Consider the following 23,748-nt stretch of genomic DNA (forward strand, 5'->3'; position numbering starts at 1 on the left):
CAGGCGTCGCCTTGGCGCGGGCGGGTGTCCGCAGGTGGCAAGGGCTTGTGATCCTGTGAAACCGGGCATTGCGGGACCGCGCCCCGGTGAACGACGGGAGTGTCAGCGCTCCGGACCCCCGCCGTCGGTCCCCAGCCAGCCGGCCAGTTTGCCGCCCTGGCCCACCGCGCGCAGGCGGCGTTCGGCGGCGTCCCGGACCGGGTCGGTGGCGACGACGAGGAGTTCGTCCCCGTGCCGCAGCATCGTCGTCGGCAGCGGGACGAACGAGGTGCCCCCGCGCACGACGAGTGTGACGGCCGCCCCTTTCGGCAGCCGGAGTTCGGCGATCTCCACGCCGTGCATCTTCGACTCCTCCGGGATGTCGACCGACAGCAGATGCCCGCGCAGCCGCTCCAGGGGCGCCGACTCGATGCCCAGGTCGGCGGCCTCCGCGCCCGTGCCGAGACGCAGCTTTCCGGCCAGCCACGGCAGGGTCGGCCCTTGGACGAGGGTGTAGACGACGACCAGGACGAAGACGATGCTGAAGAGCCTCCGGCTGCCCTCGACGCCCTCCACCATCGGAATCGTCGCCAGGATGATGGGCACGGCGCCGCGCAGTCCCGCCCACGACATCAGCGTCTGCTCCTGCCAGGGCACCCGGAACGGCAGCAGGCACAGCACGACGCTCAGCGGACGGGCCACCACGGTCAGCGCCAGCCCGATGACCAGCGCGGGCACGATGTCGTCGCCCAGCTCGTGCGGGGAGACCAGCAGGCCGAGCAGGACGAACATGCCGATCTGGGCGATCCAGCCGAGCCCCTCGGCGAATCCGCGGGTGGCGGGCCAGTGCGGCAGTCTGGCGTTGCCCAGCACCATCGAGGCGAGGTAGACGGCGAGGAAGCCGCTGCCGTGGGCCATGGCGCCCGCCGCGTAGGCGGTGACGGCGATGGCCATGACGGCGATCGGGTAGAGGCCGGAGGCGGGCAGCGCCACATGTCTGAGCCCCCAGGCGCCCAGCCAGCCCACCGCGAGTCCGATGACGGCGCCGATGGCCAGCTCCAGGGTGATCTCGCCGAGCAGGACGTACCAGTGCTCGATCGGGCCCGCCGTGGAGAAGGCGAGCACCAGGATGACCACCGGGGCGTCGTTGAAGCCGGACTCGGCCTCCAGTGTGCCCGTCACGCGCGGGGGGAGCGGAATGCGCCGCAGCACGGAGAAGACGGCCGCCGCGTCGGTCGAGGACACCACCGCGCCGATGATGAGCGCCTGCCGCCACTCCAGCCCGACCAGGAAGTGCGCGGCCGTCGCGGTGACCCCGACGCTCACCGCGACGCCGGCGGTCGCGAGTGCGGCGGAGACGGGCAGGACCGGTCTGATCTCGGTCCACTTGGTGCCCAGACCGCCCTCGGCCAGGATCACCACCAGGGCCGCGTACCCGAAGACCTGCGTCAGCTCGGCACTGTTGAACTGGATGTCGCCGATGCCGTCCTGGCCCATGGCGATGCCGATGCCGAGATAGACGAGCAGGCTGGGGAGCCCGCTGCGCGAGGAGATCCGGACCGCTGCGACGGCGACGAGCAGGACCAGCGAGCAGAGGAGTAGGAGCTGGTTGAGGTGGTGGACAGTCAGCGGCCGTTCCCTTCCCTGGCTCACGCGCGGCGCGCCCGACCTCGGCTGCGGGGCGCGGGGAGCCGACGCGTTCGCGGCAAACCGCTTCGTTACCTTACCTAACTCTTGACGGGTTCTTGACGCGTTCGCCTGGCATCATCGAACGTCCGTCCGGGCTGGTTCCCGACTCCGCGTCAAGCGGAGCGGAGCCCTGCGCCTATCGTTGCCCCAGCGCTCAGTTAAAAGCACAGCCCGCCCTGCCGCTCGCGTAAGGACAGCAAGGACAGCGATGCCCACCGACACCACCGCCTCCACGGGTCAGCAACCCGGCAAGTCCGGCAGGAAAAAGGGGCGCAAAGCCCGTCTGCTCGTGTTCGTCCTGGTGCTGGCCCTGATCGGCGGTGTCGCCTACGGGGCGTACTGGTCGATCGGCACCGTGCGCGCCTCCTTCCCGCAGACCAAGGGATCGATCACGCTCAAGGGCCTGTCGGGCCCCGTCGACGTCAAACGTGACGGCCACGGCATCCCGCAGATCTACGCCTCCTCCGACGAGGACCTGTTCATGGCGCAGGGCTACGTCCAGGCGCAGGACCGGTTCTACGAGATGGACGTGCGCCGGCACATGACCTCCGGGCGCCTGTCGGAGATGTTCGGCAAGAGCCAGATCAAGAACGACGAGTTCCTGCGCACCCTGGGCTGGGACCGGGTCGCGAAGCAGGAGTACGAGAAGAAGCTCTCCCCCGCCACGAAGAAGTACCTCGACGCCTACGCCAAGGGGGTCAACGCCTACCTGGAGGGCAAGGAGGGCGCGGACCTCTCCCTGGAGTACGCGGCGCTGGGCTTCACCAACGACTACACGCCCGGGCCGTGGACCCCGGTGGACTCCGTGGCCTGGCTGAAGGCGATGGCCTGGGACCTGCGCGGCAACATGCAGGACGAGATCGACCGCGCCCTGATGACCAGCCGCCTGGGCCCCGAGCAGATCGCCGACCTGTACCCGGCGTATCCGTACGGCCGGAACAAGCCGGTGGTCCAGGAGGGCCAGTACAACGAGCTGACCGGAGCCTACGAGTCGGGCGGCGGCGAGAGCGGCACGGGCGACGGGACCGGAACCGGAATCGGCGACGGCACCGACCCGGGCACGGGTACGGACGTCGGCACGGGCACCGGCGGTGTGGAGGGCGCGTCCGGGACCGCCGGTACCGCGGACGGTCTGGAGGGCCAGCTGTCGGGCCTCCAGGAGGTCCTGCAGAACCTGCCCACGGCCGTCGGCGTCAACGGCGACGGCATCGGCTCCAACTCCTGGGTGGTCTCCGGCGAGCACACCATCACCGGTGAGCCGCTGCTGGCCAACGACCCGCACCTGTCGGCCTCGCTGCCGTCCGTCTGGTACCAGATGGGCCTGCACTGCCGCAGCGTCTCCGCCACGTGCCAGTACGACGTCACCGGCTTCACCTTCGCGGGCATGCCCGGCGTGGTCATCGGACACAACGCGGACGTCGCCTGGGGCCTGACCAACTCCGGTGTCGACGTCACCGACCTCTACCTGGAGAAGATCACCGGCGAGGGCTACCAGTACGACGGCAAGGTGGTGCCCTTCGAGGCGCGCGAGGAGACCATCAAGGTCGCCGGCGGCGCGTCGCGGAAGATCGTCGTCAGGGAGACCAAGAACGGCCCGCTGCTCTCCGACCGCTCCCCCGACCTGGTGCGGACCGGGAAGAAGGCCACCGTCGACTCCGCCGCGCCCGACCGGGGCGACGGCTACGGCGTCTCGCTGCGCTGGACCGCGCTGGAGGCGGGCCGCACCATGGACGCCGTCTTCGCGATGAACCGCGCGAAGGACTGGGACGACTTCCGCAAGGCGGCCACCCTCTTCGAGGTGCCCTCGCAGAACCTCGTCTACGCGGACACCGAGGGCCACATCGGCTACACCCTGCCGGGCAGGATCCCCACCCGTGCGAAGAACCACAACGGTTCCGTCCCGGCGCCCGGCTGGAACTCGAAGTACCGCTGGACCGGCTGGGTCGACCAGGACGCGCTGCCCTACGAGTTCGACCCCGACCGCGGCTACATCGTCACCGCCAACCAGGCCGTGGTCGATCCCGACGCGTACCCGTACACCCTGACCACCGACTGGGGCTACGGCGCCCGCAGCCAGCGGATCAACGACCTGATCCAGTCGAAGATCAAGGACGGCGGCAAGATCTCCACCGACGACATGCGGCAGATGCAGCTCGACAACAGCAGCGGCATAGCCAAGCTGCTGGTGCCCGAACTGCTCAAGATCGACATTGAGGACCCGGAGGTCCGCAAGGCGCAGAAGCTGCTGGAGGGTTGGGACTACACCCAGGACGCCGACTCCGCGGCCGCCGCCTACTTCAACTCCGTCTGGCGCAACGTCCTCAAGCTCGCCTTCAGTCACAAGCTGCCCAAGGAGCTGCGGGTCAAGGGTCAGTGCCTGTGGGTCGACCCGGTCAATCCCACCGGGCCCGCCGACGAGAGCGACAAGGTGCGCGAGTGCGGCATGCGCGAGGCCGACCAGGCCCAGCCCGACGGCGGCGACCGCTGGTTCGAGGTGGTCCGCACGCTGATGGAGAAGGAGGACGGCGACTGGTGGACGACTCCGAAGGCGGGCACCCGCCCCGGCGCGGAGAACCGCGACGAGCTGTTCGGGCGCGCCATGATCGACGCCCGCTGGGAGCTCACCGCCAAGCTCGGCAAGGACATCGACACCTGGAGCTGGGGCCGGCTGCACCGCCTGTTCCTGAAGAACCAGACCCTGGGCACCTCCGGCCCCGACTTCCTGCAGCACGTCCTCAACCGCGGCCCCTGGAAGCTCGGCGGCGGTGAGGCCACGGTCAACGCGACCGGCTGGAACGCCGCGGGCGGCTACGGGGTGGTGTGGGTGCCGTCGATGCGGATGGTGGTCAACCTCGGTGACCTCGACAAGTCGCGGTGGATCAACCTCACCGGCGCCTCCGGCCACGCCTACAGCTCCCACTACGTCGACCAGACGGACAAGTGGGCCGAGGGCGAACTGCTCGAGTGGGCGTACTCGGACAAGGCGGTCGGGGGCAGCACCAGCGACACGCTGCTGCTCAAGCCCTGACAGGCCCGGTCCCCGACGCATGAGGCATGAGGCATGAGGAAGGCGGCCGCCACGCGCGCGTGGCGGCCGCCTTCCTCATGCCGGGACCGCCGAGGCCACCGGAACGGTGTCGTCGCTCAGCCGAACCGCCGCACCCCCGACGGGGTCACCACCGCGTGCACCGGCCGGTCGTGGGGTTCCTCGGGAACCCGCTCGACCACCTCGGTGTCGTACAGCAGCACCACCAGGGCCGGGTGCGCGCCCGCGCGCTCCAGCCGGGCCAGCACCCGGTCGTACGAGCCGCCGCCGCGCCCCAGCCGCATCCCGCGGGCGTCCACGGCCAGGCCCGGCAGCAGCACGGCGTCCGCTCCGGTCACGGCGTCCGGCCCGAGGCGCTCCCCGGCCGGCTCGAGCAGGGCCATCCGCCCGCCGTGGCGCACACGCGCGAGCGAGCCCTCGCCGGTGTACGCGCCCCAGTCCAGATCGTTGTCGGGGAGCAGGGCCGGCAGCAGAACGCGTACGCCCCGCGCGCGCAGCGCGTCGAGCAGCACGATCGTGCCGGGTTCGCTTCCGACGGAGACGTACGCCGCCACCGTGCGCGCGTGTGCCAGTTCGGGCAGCCCGAGCGCGCGGTCGGCCGACGCGATCGCGGACTCCCGCACGTCATCCGCCGTCAACCTGTTCCTCGCCAGGAGGATTTCCCGTCGCAATACCCGCTTGTCAGGATCGTTCGCGCGGTCGTCGTGTCTCAATTCTGTCCCTGCGCCGTCTCATTGTGCTCATATGAGTATCAGATATCCGGAGTCGGAGATTCCTCGCAAAGGCACCGGATATGGTTGCGGGCATGATTCAGTCGCACCCTCGGATCAGCAAGGCTGTCATCCCCGCAGCAGGCCTCGGCACCCGGTTCCTGCCGGCCACCAAGGCCACTCCCAAGGAGATGCTGCCGGTCGTCGACAAGCCGGCGATCCAGTACGTGGTCGAAGAGGCCGCAGCCGCCGGTCTCGACGACGTCCTCATGGTGACGGGCCGCAACAAGCGCCCCCTGGAGGACCATTTCGACCGCAATTACGAACTGGAGTCGGCCCTCAACCGAAAGGGTGACGCCGCGCGCCTCGCCAAGGTCCAGGAATCCAGCGACCTCGCGACCATGCACTACGTCCGCCAGGGCGACCCCAAAGGGCTCGGCCACGCCGTCCTGTGCGCCGCCCCGCACGTCGGCGACGAAGCCTTCGCCGTCCTTCTCGGCGACGACCTGATCGACCCGCGCGACTGCCTGCTCCAGCGCATGATCGAGGTCCAGGAGCAGCACGGCGGCAGCGTCATCGCGCTCATGGAGGTCGCCCCGGAGCAGATCCACCTCTACGGCTCCGCCGCCGTCGAGACCACCGCCGACTCCGACGTGGTCCGGGTCGGCGGCCTGGTCGAGAAGCCCGAACCGGCCGAAGCGCCCTCCAACTACGCCATCATCGGCCGCTACGTCCTCGACCCGGCCGTCTTCGACGTACTGCGCAAGACCGAGCCGGGCCGCGGCGGCGAGATCCAGCTCACCGACGCCCTCCAGCAGCTGGCCGCGGACGAGAAGCTCGGCGGCCCGGTGCACGGCGTGGTCTTCGAGGGCCGCCGCTATGACACCGGCGACCGAGGCGACTACCTGCGTGCCATTGTCCGACTCGCGTGCGAACGTGAAGACCTGGGCCCGGACTTCCGGACCTGGCTCCGCCGTTACGTCACCGAGGAGATGCAGGAACGTTGAGCACCGCCGCGCCCCGCACCGCAGGCCCGGACCACCTCTGGTCGGTGGACGAGCACCTGGACGACATCCTCGCCACCGTCCGCCCCCTGGAACCCATCGAGCTGAACCTCCTCGACGCCCAGGGCTGCGTCCTGGTCGAGGACGTCACGGTGCCGGTGTCGCTGCCGCCGTTCGACAACAGCTCCATGGACGGGTACGCGGTACGGGTCGCGGACGTCGCGGGCGCGAGTGAGCAGTACCCGGCCGCCCTCGAGGTCGTCGGCGACGTCGCGGCCGGCCAGTCCGACCCGCTCCGGGTCGGACCCGGCCAGGCGGTGCGCATCATGACCGGCGCCCCGCTCCCGCCCGGCGCCGAGGCCGTCGTCCCCGTCGAGTGGACCGACGGCGGGCTCGGCGAGGGCCCGGTCACCGAGATGCGGGCCCGCAGCCTGGCCCCCGAGGGCGCCACCGGGCAGGTGCTCGTCCACCGCCCGGTCCGGGCACGCGCGCATGTGCGCGCCGAGGGCAGCGACGTACGGGCCGGCGACCGCGCCCTGACGGCCGGGACCGTCCTCGGCCCGCCGCAGATCTCCCTGCTGGCCGCGATCGGCCGCGGCACGGTCCGCGTGCACCCGCGCCCGCGCGTGGTGGTGATGTCCACCGGCAGCGAACTCGTCCAGCCCGACGAGGAGCTGAGCGCCGGTCAGATCTACGACTCCAACAGTTTCTCCCTTACCGCCTGCGCCCGGGACGCCGGCGCCATCGCCTACCGTGTGGGCGCCGTCGCGGACGACGCCGACACCCTCCGCGACACCATCGAGGACCAGCTGGTGCGCGCCGACCTGATGGTCACCACCGGCGGGGTGAGCGTCGGGGCGTACGACGTGGTCAGGGAGGCGCTGTCGTCCGTGGGCGACGAGGACGAACCGGGCAGCGGCATCGACTTCCGCAAGCTCGCGATGCAGCCCGGCAAGCCCCAGGGCTTCGGCTCCATCGGTCCCGACCACACCCCGCTGCTGGCCCTCCCCGGCAACCCGGTCTCCTCGTACGTCTCCTTCGAGCTGTTCGTGCGCCCTGCCATCCGCACCCTGATGGGCCTCACGGACGTCCACCGGCCGAGAACCCGCGCGACCCTGACCGCGGGCGGGCCGCTGACCTCGCCGAAGGGCCGCCGCCAGTTCCTGCGCGGCCGGTACGCCGACGGCGAGGTGACCCCGGTCGGCGGCGCCGGATCCCACCTGGTGGCCGCCCTCGCACAGGCGAACGCGCTGATCGTCGTCCCCGAGGACGTCGAGTCCGTCGCACCCGGTACCGAGCTCGAGGTGGTCCTGCTCGGCTGAGCCCGACCGGTTGGCGGTACCGTGTCGCGCACAGCAGGCCCGTGCGCCGCACCGCGGCGGGCCCGGACCGGGAGCGTCACACGATCATGACCGTGCCTTCCCGGGGGGAGACCCCCGGACACCCTGACCAGCGCCGTCTGACGCACATCGACGAGGCGGGCGCCGCCCGGATGGTCGACGTGTCCGGCAAGGACGTGACCGCGCGCACCGCCCGCGCCACCGGCCGTGTCCTGGTCTCGCCCCGCGTGATCGAGCTGCTGCGCGGCGAGGGCGTCCCCAAGGGCGACGCCCTCGCCACCGCGCGGATCGCGGGCATCATGGGCGCCAAACGCACCCCCGACCTGATTCCGCTGTGTCACCCCTTGGCGGTGTCCGGTGTGAAACTGGACCTGTCGGTCGCGGACGACGCCGTGGAGATCACGGCCACGGTGAAGACGACGGACCGCACGGGCGTGGAGATGGAGGCGCTCACCGCGGTCTCCGTCGCCGCGCTCACCGTGATCGACATGGTCAAGGCGGTCGACAAGAAGGCGGTCATCACGGACGTGCGGGTGGAGGAGAAGACGGGCGGCAAGTCGGGCGACTGGAGCAGGGCATGAGCTACCGCGCACTGGTGGTCACCGCTTCCAACCGGGCTGCCGCCGGCGTCTACCGGGACACGGGCGGACCCCTGATCGCCGAGGGCCTGCGGCGCTTCGGCTTCGCCGTCGACGGCCCGCAGGTGGTCCCGGACGGCGACCCCGTGGAGGCCGCGCTGCGCGCGGGCGCCGAGGCCGGGTACGACGTCATCGTGACCACCGGCGGCACCGGCGTCTCGCCCACCGACCGCACCCCCGAGGCGACCCGCGCGGTGATCGGCCACGAGGTGCCCGGCATCGCGGAGGCCATCCGGGCGTACGGCCGGGACAAGGTGCCGACGGCGGCCCTCTCCCGGGGCGTCGCGGGCGTCGCGGGCCGGACGCTGATCGTCAACCTCCCCGGGTCCAGCGGCGGGGTGAAGGACGGTCTGGCCGTCCTGGAGCCGCTGCTGAAGCACGCGGTCGACCAACTGCGCGGCGGTGACCACTCCAGAACCGGTACCAGTGGCGGGGGTGCGAGCTGAACGGTTCATCCTGGCCCGTGGAGCTGGTGGCCGGCGACGTCGTCCTCCGGCCGATAAAGCTGCGCGACCAGCGGGTCTGGCGCGAGGTCAACCGGCGCAACCGCGACTGGCTGCGCCCCTGGGAGGCGACGGTCCCGCCGCCCACCCCGTCCGGTCCGATCGTGCACCGGCCGACCTACCGCCAGATGGTCCGTCATCTGAGGGCGGAGGCGCACGCGGGGCGGATGCTGCCCTTCGTCATCGAGTACCAGGGGCGTCTGGTCGGCCAGTTGACGGTCGCCGGGATCACCTGGGGCTCGATGTGCTCAGGGCACGTCGGCTACTGGGTCGACGAGGCGGTGGCCGGCCGCGGGGTGATGCCGACGGCCGTGGCGATGGCCGTGGACCACTGTTTCCGTACCGTCGGACTGCACCGTGTCGAGGTGTGCATTCGCCCCGAGAACGGGCCCAGCCGCCGGGTGGTGGAGAAACTCGGATTCCGCGAGGAGGGGCTGCGCCCGCGGTATCTGCACATCGACGGCGCCTGGCGCGACCATCTCGTCTTCGCGCTCACGGCGGAGGAACTGCCCGAGGGTTTGCTCAGGCGCTGGCAGCGGGCACGCTCCCGGAACGAGCAGCCGGCCGGGGACGGGCAGTCCGGTGAGGAGCGGTCCGGTGACGAGCGGCGTAATCCCGGAATCCCGCACCGCCCGAGTAATTGAATAAATGTTCGAATTTGATCGCGTGATGACCGCCTGAAGGTGGGAAAATTCCCGGCTTAAGTGGTCGGCTGATCGCATCGTTCGCAAAAAAAGTTCGAAATATCAGCCGGATCGTGCGACACACCGGCTCAATTGGCGGATGGCCTCACCTGAACCCCTCTACCGTGTGAGGCGTGAGCAGCAGCGGCCTCATCTACGCAGTCATCGTCGGGGCCTGGGCCGCCTACTTGGTGCCGATGTGGCTCCGTAGGCAGGACGAGCTGAACGAGGCCCGTCCGACGGAACGCTTCAGCACCGCCATCCGATTGTTGTCCGGACGGGCGGGAATGGAGCGCCGGTACGCCAAGGACCTGCGGGCGCGCTCCGCCGAGGAGGAGGAGCAGGGCGTCCACGACCCGGACGCGGTCACCGATTCGGTGGACGTCCGGGCCTTCGCCGTGTCCCAGACCCGTCCGCAGCAGGTGCAGGCGCCCGTACGGCCGCACCCCGCGCAGCGGCCGGAACGGGCGGTACCCGAAGCGGCCCCCGACGAGCCGACCGGACGCCCCCCGCGCGAGCGCGTCCCCTCCGCCCGGCGCGGAGCACCCCCTCGAAGGGCGCAGCCGGCGCTCCCGGCCCAGCAGGCCCCGCCGTCGCAGTCCGTCGAGTCCTCCCAGCCGCCCCAGCCGCCCCAGCCGCCCCAGCCGTCTCAGCCGTCTCCGGCGGAGCAGGCCGCCGCGGCGCGGGCCCGGCGCTCGCGGGTGCTCGCCCGGCGCCGGCGCACCACCACGATGCTCTTCCTCGCCTTCACGCTCGGCGCGGTCGTCGCCGCGGTCGGCGGGCTCGCCTTCCTGTGGGCGCCCGGAGTGCCCGCGGTGCTGCTGAGCGTCTACATCGCCTACCTGCGCTCCCAGGAACGCCGCCGTTTCGCGTACCAGATGGACCGCCGTCAGGCCGAGGCCGCGGCACAGCGGTTGCGGGAACGCCAGCCGCGCCGCCGCCCGTCCGTCGACGAGGTGGACCCCGACGAACCGGAGGGACACGAGCCGGGTCTCGACCCCGACCTCGAGCCGGACCCGGAGACCGACCCCGGCCTCCTGGCGCTCGCCGCCGACCGGCGCGCGCTCGTCGAGCAGACCGACCACGCCGAGTGGGTCGACCAGCAGCGGGAGCGCCGGCGACGGCCCGGCCAGGGCGGCGACAGCTGGGACCCGGTCCCGGTGCCGCTGCCCACGTACGTGACCGCCCCGGTCGCCCCGCGCGCCACCAGCGACGTGGACCTCGGCGCCGCGGACACCTGGAGCTCGGCGCGTTCGAGCGCCGTGACCCCGGTTCCGGAGGAGACGGCCGGCTCCGCCGACGACACGGCTCCGGAAGGGGACCGGGCCGGCACGGAGGAGCAGGCCGACGCCGACGGGCGCAACGACGCCCTCCGCGCGGCCTCGGCCCGCCGCGCCCGCGAGCGCGGCCGCACCCCGCTGTTCGACCAGTACGAGGACGGCGACCGCCCCCGGGCCGTCAACGAATGACCTTGGAAAACCCGCGGCTGACCCCTCACCGGCAACGGATTTCCGAGCACCCCGATCGGGGTGCTAAGGTTTCACTCGTTGCAAGGGCCTGTGGCGCAGTCTGGTAGCGCACCTCGTTCGCATCGAGGGGGTCTGGGGTTCAAATCCCCACAGGTCCACCGCAGCTGAAAGCCCTCGCCGGGAAACCGGCGGGGGCTTCTTCGTGTCGACGCGAGCAACCCTCCTGTTCCGGCATCACGCCGCCCTCGTCAGCGGTCCGTGGCCTGCGGATGTCCAGTGCTTGCGAAGGTGATCCAGCAGGTCGCCCGCGCGGTGTCGACGAGGTACCAGATGCGGCCTCCACCGGTGACTTCGATCTGCCACTGTTCGCAGGTCTGCCCGCGGTGGGTGCCATGCGCCAGGCTGCCCTTGAGTCGGTGGTGCCGGGGCGTCTCTGTGGTCGGCTTGGGCGCGGTACGCATGGTGATCCAGGCGCGGTAAGTGTCCTCGCGGGCCTGCCGGGTGAGGCTCTCCCAGCCCTTGGCCGAGGCGGCGTCGGCGAAGCGGACTTCCCAGTGTCCCTCCGGCGCCGGAGGGGCGGCTCGGTCGCCGCGGCCCGCTGTCACGCGGTATCCCTCGGGTCGGGCACGGGCCCGTAGTCCTCGCCGTGGTCTGCGGTCAGCGCGGCCAGCAGTTCAGGGTCGGAGTGGATTTCCGCGGTGTGCTGCCAGGCGGTGAGCAGTTGGGCGACGGACGCGCTGTTGCCGAGCGAGTCGGCGGCACGCATGGTGTCGACCAGTTCGATGGCGAAAGCGTGCAAGTCGGTCTCGGGAAGGAAATGGACCCAGGGGAAGGCGTCCGGCAGTATGTCCAGGAGCAGCTCCATGCTGCCGGGCTCCCGGCGCGCCATTGCGGCCAGCATCCGGGTGGCCGCCGACACCACGGTCTGGTCCTGCTCGGCCCGCACCGCAGTGGTGAGGACCAGATCCTCGCCGTCTCTGCGGTGCAGGAGCAGTCTCGGTGATTCCTGGAGCCGGGCAAGTGTCTGCTTGTTCTTGTTCACCAGCTCGGAGAAGTTCACGGCGGCGTTCTCGGTACCCATGACTTTGAAATTACTTCGAAACTACTCTTGGTTCCATCACCCGAAAGAGGGGCGCACGGCCTGTCCGAGTGGACGATCCCGCCCTGTCTGAAGCTTGCGGGGCTAATCGGCGGGAAGGGCTTCCCGCATCGCCTTGGTGACGCCGGTCGGTTCGTAGCCCTCGGGTACGCCTTCGACCAGGATGATGTCGCCCTCGATGTGCCGCGAGCGCAGCGGGGCGATCTCCCGGTATGCGGGCGAGTCCCACCAGGCCCGCGCCTCGGCGATCCCCGGGAAGCCGATCATCACGACGTGCCCGGGCCAGCTGCCCTCCTTCACCTCGTGCTGCGTGGCGTGCACGAGGAAGCGTCCGCCGTACGGCTCGAAGGTGGCGGGGGTGCGCTCGATGTACTCGACGACCTCCGGGTGCGGAGCGGCCTTTTGCAGGTGGGCTATGACGTAGGCGGGCATGGTGTCCTTCCGGTCGGTCGAACTCCGTACGCCGGGAGCTTGGCACGCCGAGGCGCCGGGGACGATGACCTGACAGGTAAGCGAACTCCGCGCGCAGTGCGGACCGGTGGCGCACAGGCCCCGGCTGCCCGGGTGCGGTTACGTCCCGCCCAAGTCGAGGGCGCATCGAACAAGTTCAGCAGTCGGGCACCTGCTGCCCGGCGGCTGCGCCCCCTCGTCCGCGGCGAGTCCGTCGTCGACCACCGCACCGGCGGGGTCGGGGAGGACCGTGACGACCTGCCGCGCGGCCTGTACGTCGGTGCACGCCGGGGACGAGCCTTCACGGACACCCGGTCCGCCCCGATGGGTACCCTGCCCCTGCTGTTGCCCGGGGCGCGGCTGGGCGTGTCCTCGGGGCGTACATCCCCGACCGGCCCGGCCTTCGTCGGGCCGCCGCCGACGGGCGCTCGCACTGTGAGATCCACGGAAAGGACCGACATGCGGCTTCGCTGTGCCGTGCTCGACGACTTCCAGGGCGTCGCCACCACCGTGGCCGACTGGGGCCCCGTCCAGGGACGTGTGGAGGTCGTCAGCTTCACCGAGCACATCGCCACCGAGGACGAACTGGCCCTCGCGCTTGAGGACTTCGACATCGTGGTGACCCTTCGGGAGCGGGTGCCCTTCCCCGCCTCCCTGCTCGACCGGCTTCCCCGGCTCAAGCTGCTCATCGCCTCCGGCATGCGCAACTCGGTGATCGACTACACGGCCGCCGAGCGCAACGGGGTGACCGTGTGCGGTACGGAGAGCACGTCGACCCCGCCGGTCGAGCTGACGTGGGCGCTGCTGCTCGGCCTCGCCCGCGGCATCGTCACCGAGAACGACGCGCTGCGCGCGAACGGCCCCTGGCAGTCCACGGTCGGCGCCGACCTGCACGGCCGCCGTCTCGGCCTGCTCGGCCTGGGGAAGATCGGCAGCCGGGTGGCCCAGGTGGGCCTCGCTTTCGGTATGGAGGTGGTCGCGTGGAGCCAGAACCTCACCGAGGAACGCACGGACGAGGTCGGCGTCCAACTGGCCGGCTCCAAGGAGGAACTCCTCACCACCAGCGACTTCGTCTCGCTCCACCTCGTCCTGAGCGACCGGACCCGCGGGCTGCTCGGCGCGCCCGAACTGGCCCTGCTCAAGCCGACCGCCTACCTGGTGAACACCTCGCGGGCGGCCCTCGTCGACCAGGACGCACTCCTCACCGTGCTGCGGGAGGGACGGATCGCCGGAGCCGGAGTCGACGTGTTCGACGTCGAGCCCCTGCCCGCCGACCACCCCCTGCGCACCGCGCCCCGGCTCCTGGCCACCCCCCACCTCGGCTACGTCTCGCAGAACAACTACCGCACCTATTACGGCCAGGCCGTCGAGGACATCGAGGCATTCCTGGCGGGCGAGCCCGTACGACGCCTCGGCTGAGCCATGCGGTCGTAAATCCGTGAGCACTTCGGCCATCACTGTCCATATGCCGCTCGTTTGAGCGCGAAAGGGACACTTGCTCGCCGACTGCTCACGGTTTTCAGCAAGGTACCCGCCCCCGGCCTCTCGGTTCCGGGTTCGCGAGTTTCCGGTCGCCGCCTGCGCGCCCGGCGTCATCACACGGTGCCCGGCAACGAAGCACGGAGTCGGCTGAGCAGGGGCCGGGGCGGAGCCGTCAGTCGGAGGCCTCCTCCTCGGAGGTCCCCTCCTCGTTCCCGGGTGTGCCGGGTTGGCCGATGACGTATGTCCCCTTCGCGGGCAGCGTCGCGACGAGGCCCCGTTTCCGCAGTTCGACGATCGCGCGCCGCACGGTGCCGATGCTCACGCCGTACAGGTCTGTCATGGCGCGCTCGCCGGGCAGCGCTGCTCCCTGCGGCAGCTTGCCCGAGGCGATTTCGGCAGCGATGGCGTCCGCGAGTTTCACGTACTCGTAGCGCGGGAGGTCAGTCATCCCTCCACGGTGATGCACCCTTGTGCGCCGTGGAGAGTTGGGACGCTGCCCACCGCGCCGGGACGCGGTGGGACGAAGAAGGGTGTAGGGGGACGCGGTTGCGGGTATGGTCGGAAACGACGAAACCCCGGCGAGGTGGCCAGACCTCCCGGGGCACGGCCAACGCTTAACAGGAGCGTCGACATGCAAGACCTTATCCACCGCATCGCCCATTGGCTGAGCCTTCTCTTCGGCCCCGGCACCGGAACCCACCGCGCAGGCACCTCCCGTGACCACGCCCCACACCTCCCTGCCTCCGGAGGTCGCCTCCCCCTCCTCCGCTCCCCGTACTGCCGTCACCTCCCCCTCGACGGCGCCGCCTCCCGTCTCGTCCGGCCCTACCTCACCGCTCACGAGCAGGCGCAGGCGCGTCGGCGGCACCGTCGCCGGGTCCTCGTGCTCGCCGCAGGCTTCGGTGCCGACCTCGACCAGCACACCAGCGGCGCCCGGAGGGCGGCCGCATGACGAACTCGCTCACCGCGCTCCGGCTGCTGCCCTGGCTGTCGCCGGAAGGCAAGCCCTGCTTCCTCGTCCCCGGCGAGGAGGGCGGGATCGTGTCCCGATTCGCCGACGCGACGGAGGGTCGGCAACTCGCGGACGGGCTGGATGTCCTCCGCGCCGCCCGCCGGGTCTTGGACGACCCCCTGACCCCGAACGTCGAGGTCCGCTACACCGCGCTCCGGCTGACCGAGTGCCTCGCCGACGCGCTGCGCGTCGCGGAGTCCCGAGGCCGACGCCTGCCCTCGCCGGAAAGCCCGGAAAGCCCGGAAAGCCCGGAAGGCGGAGGGGCGGACGAGTAGTCGGTGAACGGCGGTGCCGAGTGCCGCTACAGCGGCTTGGCGTAGCAGAGGCTGCTTTCGTGGAAGCGGTAGTAGCCGAACTTCTCGCAGGGCTCGTAGCCGCTGGAGGTGTAGAGGGCGACGGCCTCCGGCTGCTGGGTGCCCGTCTCCAGGACCATGCGGAGGCGGCCGGCCGCGCGGGCGTCGTCCTCCAGGGCGGCCAGTATGCGGCGGGCCAGGCCCCGGCCGCGCATCCCCTCGGTCACGTACATCCGCTTCAGCTCGGCGTCCCCGTCGCGGTTGCCCTCGCCGTTGGTGTTCTGGACGCGCCAGCCGCCGGAGGCGACGGGGGTGTCGTTCTCGTCATAGGCGAGCAGGTAGATGCCGTTCGGCGGGCGGAAGTCCGCGGGGTCCATGGGGGTGGCGTCGCCGCCGTCGCCGTAGCGGACGTGGTACTCGGCCTGGACCTCGTCGTTCAGCTTGACGGCGTCGGGGTGGTCGTAGGAGACGCGGCGGATATTCATGCGCAGTAAGGTATATCAATCCGAGTGGGGTGGGGATCCGTTTTCGGGCCGGGAACGGGCCCCGTCCAGTGTGCCGGTATCGTGCCCTGATGTTCACTGTGACCTCCGTCAACGTCAACGGACTGCGTGCCGCCGCGAAGAAGGGCTTCGTGGAGTGGCTGGAGCAGACCTCCGCCGATGTGGTGTGTCTGCAGGAGGTGCGCGCGGAGCCGCAGCAGCTGCCCGAGCACGTCCGGGAGCCCGAGGGGTGGCATGTGGTGCACGCGCCCGCCGCGGCGAAGGGGCGCGCGGGGGTCTCGCTGTACACGCGGCGTGCGCCCGATCGGGTTCAGGTCGGCTTCGGGTCGGCCGAGTTCGACGGCAGCGGGCGGTACGTGGAGGCGGACCTGCCCGGAATCACCGTCGCCTCGCTCTACCTGCCTTCCGGCGAGGTCGGTACCGAGCGGCAGGACGAGAAGATCCGCTTCATGGGGGAGTTCCTCGCCTACCTGAAGGGCCTGCGGGAGCGGGCCGCCGCCGACGGCAGGGAGGTCGTGGTGTGCGGGGACTGGAACATCGCGCACCAGCAGGCCGACCTGAAGAACTGGCGCGGCAACACCAAGAACTCCGGGTTCCTGCCGGAGGAACGGGAATGGCTCTCCCGCGTTCTCGATCCTGCCGAGGGCGGGTACGTGGACGTCGTACGGGCGCTGCACCCCGATGTCGACGGGCCGTACTCGTGGTGGTCGTACCGGGGGCGGGCTTTCGACAACGACGCAGGGTGGAGGATCGACTACCACAACGCGACCCCCGGGCTCGCCGAGCGGGCGGTCAAGGCGTACGTCGAGCGGGCCGCCGCTCACACCGAGCGGTGGTCGGACCATGCTCCGGTGACCGTGGTCTACGACCGCTAGGAGCCGTGCGTCAGTCCCGCTCGCGCAGGCGGCGGTCCATCGCCAGGGAGAGTTCGGCGTCGACCACGCTGCGGGCCAGGGGGCGCAGGCGGTGGACGGCGTCCTCGGGGGCGTGGCGGAGGATCAGCTCGGCGAAGAGGTCGGCCATGGCCTCGGCGTGCGCGCGGACCTCCCGGCCCGCGCGCAGCACCTCGGCGAGCGGGATGCCCTCGCGGACCAGGGCTGAGGAGACGTCCAGCAGGCGGCGGCTGATGTGGACGATCTCCTCGCCGTCGGTGCCGAGGTAGCCGAGGTCCATCGCCGCGGCCAGGTTCTCCGGGGTGACCTCGCCGGTGAAATGGTCGGCGAGCTCCTCGGGGGTGAGGCGGACCGGGGTCTCCTCGGTGGGGGTGTCCATGCCGAGGAGTTCGCCGACGTCGCGGCCGTGGTCGAAGGCCTCGGCGAGTTCCGCTATGCCGTTCAGGGTGTGACCGCGCTCCAGGAGCGCCGTGATCGTGCGCAGCCGGGCCAGGTGGTGGTCGTCGTACCAGGCGATGCGGCCCTCGCGGCGGGGCGGCGGGATCAGCTTGCGTTCGCGGTAGAACCGCAGCGTGCGCACGGTGATGCCGGCCCGTCGGGCCAGCTCCTCCATGCGGTACTCGCGCCGCTCACCGAATCCCGCGTTCTCCTCTGCCACGGCAGCAGCCTAGGGCGTACCAGCGGTAACTTTCCTTGCGTGCCCCCTACCCATCAGTACGACCCTGCCCTACTCTCCCCATTGCGCCAGTGTTCACTGGCGTGGTTTTCGGTGGTGCGCGAGGGCTGGAGGCTTCGGGATGGCCGAGCACGAGCATGTACGGGTCGCGGTGGTGGGGTCCGGGTTCGGCGGGCTGGGGGCCGCCGTGCGGCTGCGGCGCGAGGGGGTCACCGACTTCGTCGTCCTGGAGCGGGCCGGCAGTGTCGGCGGCACCTGGCGGGACAACAGCTATCCCGGGTGCGCGTGCGATGTGCCGTCCCATCTGTACTCGTTCTCCTTCGCGCCCAACCCCGACTGGCCGCGCTCCTTCTCCGGGCAGGAGCACATACGCGCCTACCTGGAGCACGTCACCGACACCTTCGGCCTGCGCCCGCACCTCCGCTTCGACTCGGAGGTGAAGCGGATGGTGTGGGACACGGAGCGGCTGTGGTGGGAGATCGAGACCAGCAGCGGCACCCTCACCGCCGATGTCGTGGTCTCCGCCACCGGGCCGCTGTCCGACCCCAAGGTCCCCGCCATTCCCGGGCTCGACACCTTCCCCGGCAAGGTCTTCCACTCCGCCCGCTGGGACCACGACTACGACCTGCGCGGCAAGCGGGTCGCCATGGTCGGCACGGGGGCCTCGGCGATCCAGATCGTGCCGTCGATCCAGCCGCTCGTCTCCCGGCTCACCCTCTTCCAGCGCACCCCGCCCTGGGTCCTGCCCCGCCTGGACCGGGCCGTCAGCGGCGCCGAACGGGCCCTGCACCGGGCGCTGCCCTTCACCACCCGGCTGCGCCGCGGACTGCTGTGGGGGGTCAGGGAGTTGCAGGTGCAGGCGTTCACCAGGCACCCGGGCGAGCTCGGTCTCGTCGAGCAGTTGGCCAGGCGCAACATGGCCCGTGCCGTCAAGGACCCGGCCCTGCGCGCCAAACTGGTCCCCGACTACCGCATCGGATGCAAGCGGATCCTGCTCTCCAGTACGTACTATCCGGCGATCGTGCGGCCCAACGTCGATGTCGTCGCCAGTGGGTTGAGCGAGGTCCGCGGGTCGACCGTCGTCGCCGCCGACGGGACCGGGGCCGAGGTCGACGCGATCGTGTTCGGCACCGGGTTCCACGTGACCGACATGCCCATCGCCGAGCGGGTCGTCGGCGCGGAGGGCAGGACCCTCGCCGAGACGTGGACGGGCGGGATGGAGGCCCTGCGCGGCGCCTCGGCCGCCGGGTTCCCCAACTGGATGACGCTCATCGGCCCGAACACCGGCCTCGGGAACTCGTCGATGATCCTCATGATCGAGTCCCAGCTGAACTACCTCGCCGACTACCTCCGCCAACTCGACCTCCTGGGCGGCCGGGTGGCCCTCGATGCCCGCAGGAGCGCCGTCCGCGTCTGGAACCACCGGGTGCAGCAGCGGATGAAGCGCACGGTGTGGAACACCGGTGGCTGCACCAGCTGGTACCTGGACGCCGGCGGCCGCAACACCACCGTCTGGCCGGGCACGACCGGTGAGTTCCGGCGCGAGACCCGGCGCGTGGACCTGTCCGAGTACGCCGTCCTGCGCGCACCCGGGAAGAAGACTGCCGCGCCCCACGAGAACGCCGAGGCGGCCGCATGAGCAGGGGCGGTCTCGAAGGGAAGGTCGCCGTCGTCACCGGAGCGGCCCGTGGGGTGGGGGAGTTGCTCGCACGCAAGCTCTCCGCGCGCGGGGCGAAGGTGGCGCTGGTCGGACTGGAGCCGGACGTGATCGAGCAGGTCTCGGCGCGGCTGCACGGCGAGAGCGGTCACTGGCACGCGGACGTCACCGACCACGAGTCGATGGCCCGGGTCGCGGGGGAGGTCGAGGAGCGGTTCGGGCGGGTCGACATCGTGGTCGCCAACGCAGGTGTGGCCCACGGCGGTCCGTTCGCCGACTCCGATCCGCAGGTCTGGCGGCGGGTCGTCGAGGTCAACCTGATCGGATCGGCGGTCACCGCCCGCGCGTTCCTGCCCCTGCTGATCGCGAGCCGAGGCTATCTGCTCCAGATCGCCTCGCTCGCCGCGATCACCCCGGCGCCGTTGATGACCGCGTACTGCGCCTCCAAGTCCGGTGTGGAGGCGTACGCGCACTGTCTGCGGGCCGAGGTCGGCCACCGGGGGGTGCGGGTCGGCGTCGGCTATCTCTCCTGGACCGACACGGACATGGTGCGCGGGGCCGACCAGGACGAGGTGATGCGGGAACTCAGGCAGCGGCTGCCCTGGCCGACGAACAGGACGTATCCGCCGGGACCCGCGGTGGACCGGATCGTGGCCGGGATCGAGCGGCGCTCGAGCCATGTGTACGGGCAGTGGTGGCTGCGCGGGATGCAGGGCGTGCGCGGATGCCTGCCCGGCGTGGTCGGGGCCGTCGGGCAGCGGGAGATGCGGCGGTTCGCGGACCGCCTCACCGGCATGCGCACGGGCCTGGTCGGGGCCGGCGGCGACGCCGACGAACAGCACCGGACTACGGTGCGTGACTGATCGACATGCGAGGGGTGACCGCCTGTGTGAATCTGATCGGGCAAGATCCCCCACACCCCAACGGGAGTGAACCCACATGGGCATGAAGGATCAGTTTCAGGAGAAGTCCGAGCAGATGCAGCAGCAGGCCAAGCAGAAGGCCGGCCAGGCCAAGGAGCAGATCCAGAATCGCGGTCGCCGTCGCGAAGAGGACCCGAACAACCCGCAGCGCGGGCGGAAGGAGTCCGAGGAGCGTTACGACCGGGACTACGACGCCTGACGTCGTGTGCTGAACGCCGCTGCTCGGCACGGCCGTTGAAGGCCGTTTGCTGAAGCGGGAAGGGGCGCCTCCGCAGGGGCGCCCCTTCTCCCGTTTCCAAGTTCCTCATGTCCCTCGCATCCCGCACATCCCGTAAATTCCTTGCATCCCTGGCCCCTTCACGTCCTCGGTGGCAGCTTCGGGCGGGAGCGGTCGGGGACGTCGCTGTAGGTCGGGGGAGTGGCCGGGGGTTCCGTCTCCAGGAGTTCCAGGGCCAGTCGGACCGCGTCGTCGAGCACCGGGTACCGGCCCTCCGCCCAGTCCAACGGAGTGCGCAGCGCCTCGAGGTCGGGGGCGACGCCCCTGTTCTCCACCGACCAGCCGTACGCGTCGAACCAGGCCGCGTTCATCGGCACCGTGATCACCGTGCCGTCCCCCAGCCGGTGCCGGCCGGTCATGCCGACCACCCCGCCCCAGGTGCGCTGCCCGACCACCGGGCCCAGCTTCAGCAGCTTGAACGCGGCCGTGATCATGTCGCCGTCGGAGCTCGTCGCCTCGTCCGCGAGGGCGACCACCGGCCCGCGCGGGGCGTTGGCCGCGTACGACACCGGCTGGGCGTCGCGGGTGAGGTCCCAGCCCAGGATGGTGCGGGTCAGCGTCTCGACGACGAGTTCGCTGATGTGGCCGCCCGCGTTGCCGCGCACGTCGACGATCAGCGCCGGACGGGACACCTCCATGCGCAGATCGCGGTTGAACTGGGCCCAGCCCGAGCCGCCCATGTCGGGGATGTGCAGATAGCCGCACCGGCCGCCGCTCAACTCCCTCACCACCTCGCGGCGTTTGGCCACCCAGTCCTGGTAGCGCAGGGGGCGTTCGTCGATCAGCGGGACGACGGCGACCCTGCGGGGCGGGCCGGTGCCCTCGGCCGGGGCGAACGTCAGCTCCACCGTCGTACCGCCCGCCCCCGCGAGCAGCGGATAGGGCCCGGCGACCGGGTCCACCGGGCGGCCGTGGACATGGGTGAGGACCGCGCCCTCACGGATGCCGGTGCCGGCCAGCGGCGAACGCGCGCGAGAGTCGGAGGAGTCACCGGGCAGAATGCGTTTGACTGTCCAACCGCCTTCCCGAGGTACGAAGTTGGCGCCTAGGAAGCCCTGGCGGCGCTGGTAGTGCGGGGGGCCCTCGTTGCGGCGGGCGGCGGTGACGTAGGCGTGGGATGTACCGAGTTCGCCCAGCAGTTCACGCAACAGGTCCGCGAACTCGTCGGGGGAGGCGACCCGTTCGATCAGCGGGCGGTACTGGTCGAGCGCCGCGTCCCAGTCGATGCCGCACATGCCGGGTTCCCAGAAGTAGGCCCGGATCAGCCGCCCGGCCTCCTCGTACGACTGCCGCCACTCGGCCACCGGGTCGGCCTCGTGCAGGATGCGGCGGACGTCGATCCAGACGGTGGAGTCGCTGTCGCCCGGCTCGGTCGCGGGCACCGCGCGCGGCTCGCCCTCGTCGGCCACGACCAGCCGCGTCCCGTCGCCGCTGACCGCGAAGAGGTCCAGGTGGTCGACGAGTTCGGACCTCTTCGCCTTGCTGATGTTGAAGTGCTCGAGGGTCGGCCGACCGCTGGTGTCGTCCGGGTTCGCGAACGTCTCGCCGAGCGCGCCCGAGATCGGCCAGCGCAGCCAGACCAGCCCGCCGCCCGCGACCGGGTGCAGCGCCGAGTACTTGGAGGCGGTGACCGGGAAGGGGGTGACCCTGCTCTCCAGGCCCTCGGTCTCGACGGTCACCGCGCCACCGCTGTCGCCGAGGTCCTCCTCCTCGGCCTCCACCGGGTCCAGGCCCCCGGCGGCCGGCCGGCCCTCGGGGGTGAGGGCGAACGGGGAGAGGGTCGCCGAGGACAGCGGCACCAGGTACGGGCGGCAGCCCAGCGGGAAGGACAGGTCACCGGTGTGCACGTCGTAGACCGGGTCGAAGCCGCGCCAGGACAGGAAGGCGAGATAGCGGCCGTCCCGGGTGAAGACCGGGTTCTCGTCCTCGAAGCGGCCGTTGGTGACGTCGATGACGAACCGGTCCTTGATCCGGGCCAGTTTGATCTGCCGCAGCGTCCGCCCGATACCGGGATGCGACCAGGTGAGCCACCCGCCGTCGGGCGAGAACGCGAGGTCGCGCACGGGCCCGTTGAGGGAACGGATCAGCTCGGTGACCGGGTTTTCGGGGTCGGAGTCGGGGGCGGGGGCGGTGGCGGAGCCCTGGCCCTCGTCGGCCTCGCCGGTGCCGGCCTCGCCGGTGTCGATGAGCAGCAGGCGGCCGTCGTGGGAGGCGACGGCCAGGCGTTCGCCGTCCGGGTCGGCCACCATCTCCAGCACCCGGCCCAGCCTCCCCGGGGCCAGCCGCCGGGTGGGGCGGCGGCCGCTCGCCCGGGGCAGGGAGACGATCTCGATCGCGTCCTCGCCCTCGGCGTCCGTCACATACGCCACCCGCCCGCTCGCGCCGAGCATCTCCGGCAGCCGCACCCGCACGCCGGGGGTGTCGGCGAGGGTGCGCGCGGGGCCGTCGCGGTGGGTGAGCCAGTACAGGCTGCCGCGTACGACGACGGCGCTGGCCCGGCCCGTCTCATCCACCGAGACGCCGTCCAGGTGGTGCGCGGCGGGTACCTGGTAACGGCGCCGCCCGGCGCGCGGCCCGCTCAGCGTGATGTCCAGCCGGTGCGGCACGGAGTCCGGGGACAGGTCGTCGACGATCCACAGGTCACCGGCGCACTGGTACACGACCCGGGTGCCGTCGCTGGACGCGTGCCGGGCGTAGAACACGCCGTGGTCGGTGTGGCGGCGCAGATCGGAGCCGTCGTACGCGCAGGAGTACAGGTTGCCGACGCCCTCGTGGTCGGAGAGGAAGGCGACCCGGCCGCCGACGAACATCGGGGAGTGCAGATGCCCGTCGACCTTGGCGGACCCGTCGAGCCCGTCGAGCAGGCGTCGTCCGTGCAGCCACAGCCTGCCCGTCGCCCCGCCCCGGTACCGCTTCCAGCTGGCCGGCTCGTGCGGCGGGGTGCCGGTGAGCAGCAGAGTCTTCCGTTCCCCGTCGATCTCGGCGACCTGGATGTCGCTCACCGGCCCCCAGGGCAGTTTGCGGCCCGGGTCGCCGTCGGCGGAGAGCTTGTAGGACCAGGTGAAGTACGAGAACGGCTGGCCGTGCGAGGCGACGGCGAGGATCTCGGGGCTCTCGTCGCCGTTTTGGGGCGTCCAGCCGCAGACCCGGGTGTCGGGGCTGCCCCAGTAGGTCAGCCGGCGGCCCGGCCCGCCGTCCACCGGCACCAGATGGACCTCGGGGTCGAGGCTGCGCCAGCTCGTGTACGCGATGTGGCGGCCGTCGGGGGAGAAGCGGGGGTGGCCGAGCTTGGTGCGGTCGACGGTGAGCCGCCAGGCCCGGCTCGGGGCGTCGAGGGGGGCGAGCCAGAGGTCGTCCTCGGTCACGAAGCACAGCAGGTCGCCGTTGAGGTGGGGCAGGCGCAGGTAACTCACTCTTCCCAT

Annotated in this window: 23 protein-coding genes and 1 tRNA gene; 15 read left to right on the forward strand and 9 right to left on the reverse strand. The window is 71.3% G+C overall.

Translation table 11 applies throughout. The features are described 5' to 3' along the window. Positions 1–102 precede the first annotated feature (102 nt). Positions 103–1,632 (reverse strand): potassium/proton antiporter, encoded by a 1,530-nt coding sequence (locus tag AC6F7H_RS16350; RefSeq protein ID WP_500757696.1) that lies wholly within the window; start codon positions 1,630–1,632, stop codon positions 103–105. 244 nt (positions 1,633–1,876) lie between these two features. Here AC6F7H_RS16350 and AC6F7H_RS16355 point away from each other — a divergent pair, with 244 nt between their 5' ends. Next, positions 1,877–4,696: a penicillin acylase family protein gene (locus AC6F7H_RS16355; RefSeq protein ID WP_500757697.1), complete on the forward strand. Its 2,820-nt coding sequence runs from the start codon at positions 1,877–1,879 to the stop codon at positions 4,694–4,696. 116 nt (positions 4,697–4,812) lie between these two features. On the opposite strand, the gene AC6F7H_RS16360 is transcribed toward AC6F7H_RS16355, so the two are convergent. Beyond that, entirely contained in the window at positions 4,813–5,427 is a 615-nt protein-coding gene (locus AC6F7H_RS16360) for a 5-formyltetrahydrofolate cyclo-ligase (protein ID WP_500757698.1), read from the reverse strand. 92 nt (positions 5,428–5,519) lie between these two features. Between AC6F7H_RS16360 and galU the strand changes: the two genes are divergently transcribed. The 7 genes from galU to AC6F7H_RS16395 all read left to right on the forward strand — a co-directional run bounded on the left by galU (position 5,520) and on the right by AC6F7H_RS16395 (position 11,219). After that, complete coding sequence (gene galU, locus AC6F7H_RS16365) at positions 5,520–6,431, forward strand: UTP--glucose-1-phosphate uridylyltransferase GalU (RefSeq protein ID WP_500757699.1); 912 nt, start codon at positions 5,520–5,522, stop codon at positions 6,429–6,431. Next, positions 6,428–7,750 carry a molybdotransferase-like divisome protein Glp gene (glp, locus tag AC6F7H_RS16370; RefSeq protein ID WP_500757700.1) on the forward strand — a complete coding sequence of 441 codons (1,323 nt, stop codon included), beginning with the start codon at positions 6,428–6,430 and terminating at the stop codon, positions 7,748–7,750. The genes galU and glp overlap by 4 nt, the downstream gene beginning before the upstream one ends. Positions 7,751–7,836: 86 nt before the next feature. Then, a complete protein-coding gene (gene moaC / locus AC6F7H_RS16375) occupies positions 7,837–8,349 on the forward strand; it encodes a cyclic pyranopterin monophosphate synthase MoaC (RefSeq protein ID WP_500757701.1) in 513 nt (170 codons plus the stop codon). Next, a complete protein-coding gene (locus AC6F7H_RS16380; protein WP_500757702.1) occupies positions 8,346–8,852 on the forward strand; it encodes a MogA/MoaB family molybdenum cofactor biosynthesis protein in 507 nt (168 codons plus the stop codon). The genes moaC and AC6F7H_RS16380 overlap by 4 nt, the downstream gene beginning before the upstream one ends. Before the next feature lie 26 nt (positions 8,853–8,878). After that, a complete protein-coding gene (locus AC6F7H_RS16385) occupies positions 8,879–9,553 on the forward strand; it encodes a GNAT family N-acetyltransferase (RefSeq protein ID WP_500761866.1) in 675 nt (224 codons plus the stop codon). Between the two features lie 173 nt (positions 9,554–9,726). Continuing rightward, on the forward strand, positions 9,727–11,061 hold the full coding sequence (sepX, locus tag AC6F7H_RS16390) for a divisome protein SepX/GlpR (protein ID WP_500757703.1): 1,335 nt from the start codon (positions 9,727–9,729) through the stop codon (positions 11,059–11,061). Between the two features lie 84 nt (positions 11,062–11,145). Further along, positions 11,146–11,219 (forward strand) — tRNA-Ala (locus AC6F7H_RS16395). A 90-nt stretch (positions 11,220–11,309) separates the two neighbouring features. Here AC6F7H_RS16395 and AC6F7H_RS16400 read toward each other — a convergent pair. The 3 genes from AC6F7H_RS16400 to AC6F7H_RS16410 form a co-directional block, all read right to left on the reverse strand. Further along, entirely contained in the window at positions 11,310–11,666 is a 357-nt protein-coding gene (locus AC6F7H_RS16400; RefSeq protein ID WP_500757704.1) for a hypothetical protein, read from the reverse strand. Further along, on the reverse strand, positions 11,663–12,142 hold the full coding sequence (locus tag AC6F7H_RS16405; protein WP_500757705.1) for a hypothetical protein: 480 nt from the start codon (positions 12,140–12,142) through the stop codon (positions 11,663–11,665). The genes AC6F7H_RS16400 and AC6F7H_RS16405 overlap by 4 nt, the downstream gene beginning before the upstream one ends. 102 nt (positions 12,143–12,244) lie before the next feature. Further along, positions 12,245–12,592 carry a DUF1330 domain-containing protein gene (locus tag AC6F7H_RS16410; RefSeq protein ID WP_500757706.1) on the reverse strand — a complete coding sequence of 116 codons (348 nt, stop codon included), beginning with the start codon at positions 12,590–12,592 and terminating at the stop codon, positions 12,245–12,247. A gap of 477 nt (positions 12,593–13,069) precedes the next feature. Here AC6F7H_RS16410 and AC6F7H_RS16415 point away from each other — a divergent pair, with 477 nt between their 5' ends. After that, positions 13,070–14,029, forward strand: coding sequence for a D-2-hydroxyacid dehydrogenase family protein (locus tag AC6F7H_RS16415; RefSeq protein WP_500757707.1), 960 nt, complete (start codon positions 13,070–13,072; stop codon positions 14,027–14,029). 235 nt (positions 14,030–14,264) lie between these two features. Here AC6F7H_RS16415 and AC6F7H_RS16420 read toward each other — a convergent pair whose 3' ends face one another. Then, positions 14,265–14,540, reverse strand: coding sequence for a winged helix-turn-helix domain-containing protein (locus tag AC6F7H_RS16420; protein ID WP_500757708.1), 276 nt, complete (start codon positions 14,538–14,540; stop codon positions 14,265–14,267). A gap of 183 nt (positions 14,541–14,723) precedes the next feature. Here AC6F7H_RS16420 and AC6F7H_RS16425 point away from each other — a divergent pair, with 183 nt between their 5' ends. Both AC6F7H_RS16425 and AC6F7H_RS16430 read left to right on the forward strand, forming a co-directional pair. After that, on the forward strand, positions 14,724–15,044 hold the full coding sequence (locus AC6F7H_RS16425) for a hypothetical protein (protein ID WP_500757709.1): 321 nt from the start codon (positions 14,724–14,726) through the stop codon (positions 15,042–15,044). Then, positions 15,041–15,379 (forward strand): hypothetical protein, encoded by a 339-nt coding sequence (locus AC6F7H_RS16430; RefSeq protein WP_500757710.1) that lies wholly within the window; start codon positions 15,041–15,043, stop codon positions 15,377–15,379. The genes AC6F7H_RS16425 and AC6F7H_RS16430 overlap by 4 nt, the downstream gene beginning before the upstream one ends. A 26-nt stretch (positions 15,380–15,405) precedes the next feature. Here AC6F7H_RS16430 and AC6F7H_RS16435 read toward each other — a convergent pair whose 3' ends face one another. Beyond that, a complete protein-coding gene (locus tag AC6F7H_RS16435; RefSeq protein WP_363039338.1) occupies positions 15,406–15,882 on the reverse strand; it encodes a GNAT family N-acetyltransferase in 477 nt (158 codons plus the stop codon). Between the two features lie 89 nt (positions 15,883–15,971). On the opposite strand from AC6F7H_RS16435, the gene AC6F7H_RS16440 reads away from it, so the two are divergent. After that, positions 15,972–16,775: an exodeoxyribonuclease III gene (locus AC6F7H_RS16440; RefSeq protein ID WP_500757711.1), complete on the forward strand. Its 804-nt coding sequence runs from the start codon at positions 15,972–15,974 to the stop codon at positions 16,773–16,775. A gap of 10 nt (positions 16,776–16,785) precedes the next feature. Here the strand turns inward: AC6F7H_RS16440 and AC6F7H_RS16445 are convergent, their stop codons facing one another. Beyond that, positions 16,786–17,406: a MerR family transcriptional regulator gene (locus AC6F7H_RS16445; RefSeq protein ID WP_500761868.1), complete on the reverse strand. Its 621-nt coding sequence runs from the start codon at positions 17,404–17,406 to the stop codon at positions 16,786–16,788. Between the two features lie 184 nt (positions 17,407–17,590). On the opposite strand from AC6F7H_RS16445, the gene AC6F7H_RS16450 reads away from it, so the two are divergent. The 3 genes from AC6F7H_RS16450 to AC6F7H_RS16460 all read left to right on the forward strand — a co-directional run bounded on the left by AC6F7H_RS16450 (position 17,591) and on the right by AC6F7H_RS16460 (position 20,248). Then, positions 17,591–19,108 carry a flavin-containing monooxygenase gene (locus AC6F7H_RS16450; protein WP_500757712.1) on the forward strand — a complete coding sequence of 506 codons (1,518 nt, stop codon included), beginning with the start codon at positions 17,591–17,593 and terminating at the stop codon, positions 19,106–19,108. Continuing rightward, on the forward strand, positions 19,105–19,989 hold the full coding sequence (locus AC6F7H_RS16455; protein WP_500757713.1) for an SDR family oxidoreductase: 885 nt from the start codon (positions 19,105–19,107) through the stop codon (positions 19,987–19,989). Before AC6F7H_RS16450 ends, AC6F7H_RS16455 begins: the two co-directional genes overlap by 4 nt. A 76-nt stretch (positions 19,990–20,065) precedes the next feature. Beyond that, positions 20,066–20,248, forward strand: coding sequence for a hypothetical protein (locus tag AC6F7H_RS16460; protein WP_500757714.1), 183 nt, complete (start codon positions 20,066–20,068; stop codon positions 20,246–20,248). A gap of 158 nt (positions 20,249–20,406) precedes the next feature. Here AC6F7H_RS16460 and AC6F7H_RS16465 read toward each other — a convergent pair whose 3' ends face one another. Then, entirely contained in the window at positions 20,407–23,739 is a 3,333-nt protein-coding gene (locus AC6F7H_RS16465) for a S41 family peptidase (protein ID WP_500757715.1), read from the reverse strand. Positions 23,740–23,748: the final 9 nt, after the last annotated feature.

Source organism: Streptomyces sp. MMS24-W38 (assembly GCF_059889265.1).

Coding starts and splice junctions, on each gene's coding strand:
- AC6F7H_RS16420 (WP_500757708.1), bottom strand. CDS start 14,540: ATGACTGACCTCCCGCGCTACGAGTACGTGAAACTCGCGGACGCCATC.
- AC6F7H_RS16440 (WP_500757711.1), top strand. CDS start 15,972: ATGTTCACTGTGACCTCCGTCAACGTCAACGGACTGCGTGCCGCCGCG.
- AC6F7H_RS16410 (WP_500757706.1), bottom strand. CDS start 12,592: ATGCCCGCCTACGTCATAGCCCACCTGCAAAAGGCCGCTCCGCACCCG.
- AC6F7H_RS16405 (WP_500757705.1), bottom strand. CDS start 12,142: ATGGGTACCGAGAACGCCGCCGTGAACTTCTCCGAGCTGGTGAACAAG.
- AC6F7H_RS16460 (WP_500757714.1), top strand. CDS start 20,066: ATGGGCATGAAGGATCAGTTTCAGGAGAAGTCCGAGCAGATGCAGCAG.
- AC6F7H_RS16355 (WP_500757697.1), top strand. CDS start 1,877: ATGCCCACCGACACCACCGCCTCCACGGGTCAGCAACCCGGCAAGTCC.
- AC6F7H_RS16415 (WP_500757707.1), top strand. CDS start 13,070: ATGCGGCTTCGCTGTGCCGTGCTCGACGACTTCCAGGGCGTCGCCACC.
- AC6F7H_RS16450 (WP_500757712.1), top strand. CDS start 17,591: ATGGCCGAGCACGAGCATGTACGGGTCGCGGTGGTGGGGTCCGGGTTC.
- AC6F7H_RS16455 (WP_500757713.1), top strand. CDS start 19,105: ATGAGCAGGGGCGGTCTCGAAGGGAAGGTCGCCGTCGTCACCGGAGCG.
- AC6F7H_RS16380 (WP_500757702.1), top strand. CDS start 8,346: ATGAGCTACCGCGCACTGGTGGTCACCGCTTCCAACCGGGCTGCCGCC.
- AC6F7H_RS16430 (WP_500757710.1), top strand. CDS start 15,041: ATGACGAACTCGCTCACCGCGCTCCGGCTGCTGCCCTGGCTGTCGCCG.
- moaC (WP_500757701.1), top strand. CDS start 7,837: ATGACCGTGCCTTCCCGGGGGGAGACCCCCGGACACCCTGACCAGCGC.
- AC6F7H_RS16425 (WP_500757709.1), top strand. CDS start 14,724: ATGCAAGACCTTATCCACCGCATCGCCCATTGGCTGAGCCTTCTCTTC.
- galU (WP_500757699.1), top strand. CDS start 5,520: ATGATTCAGTCGCACCCTCGGATCAGCAAGGCTGTCATCCCCGCAGCA.
- AC6F7H_RS16445 (WP_500761868.1), bottom strand. CDS start 17,406: ATGGAGGAGCTGGCCCGACGGGCCGGCATCACCGTGCGCACGCTGCGG.
- AC6F7H_RS16435 (WP_363039338.1), bottom strand. CDS start 15,882: ATGAATATCCGCCGCGTCTCCTACGACCACCCCGACGCCGTCAAGCTG.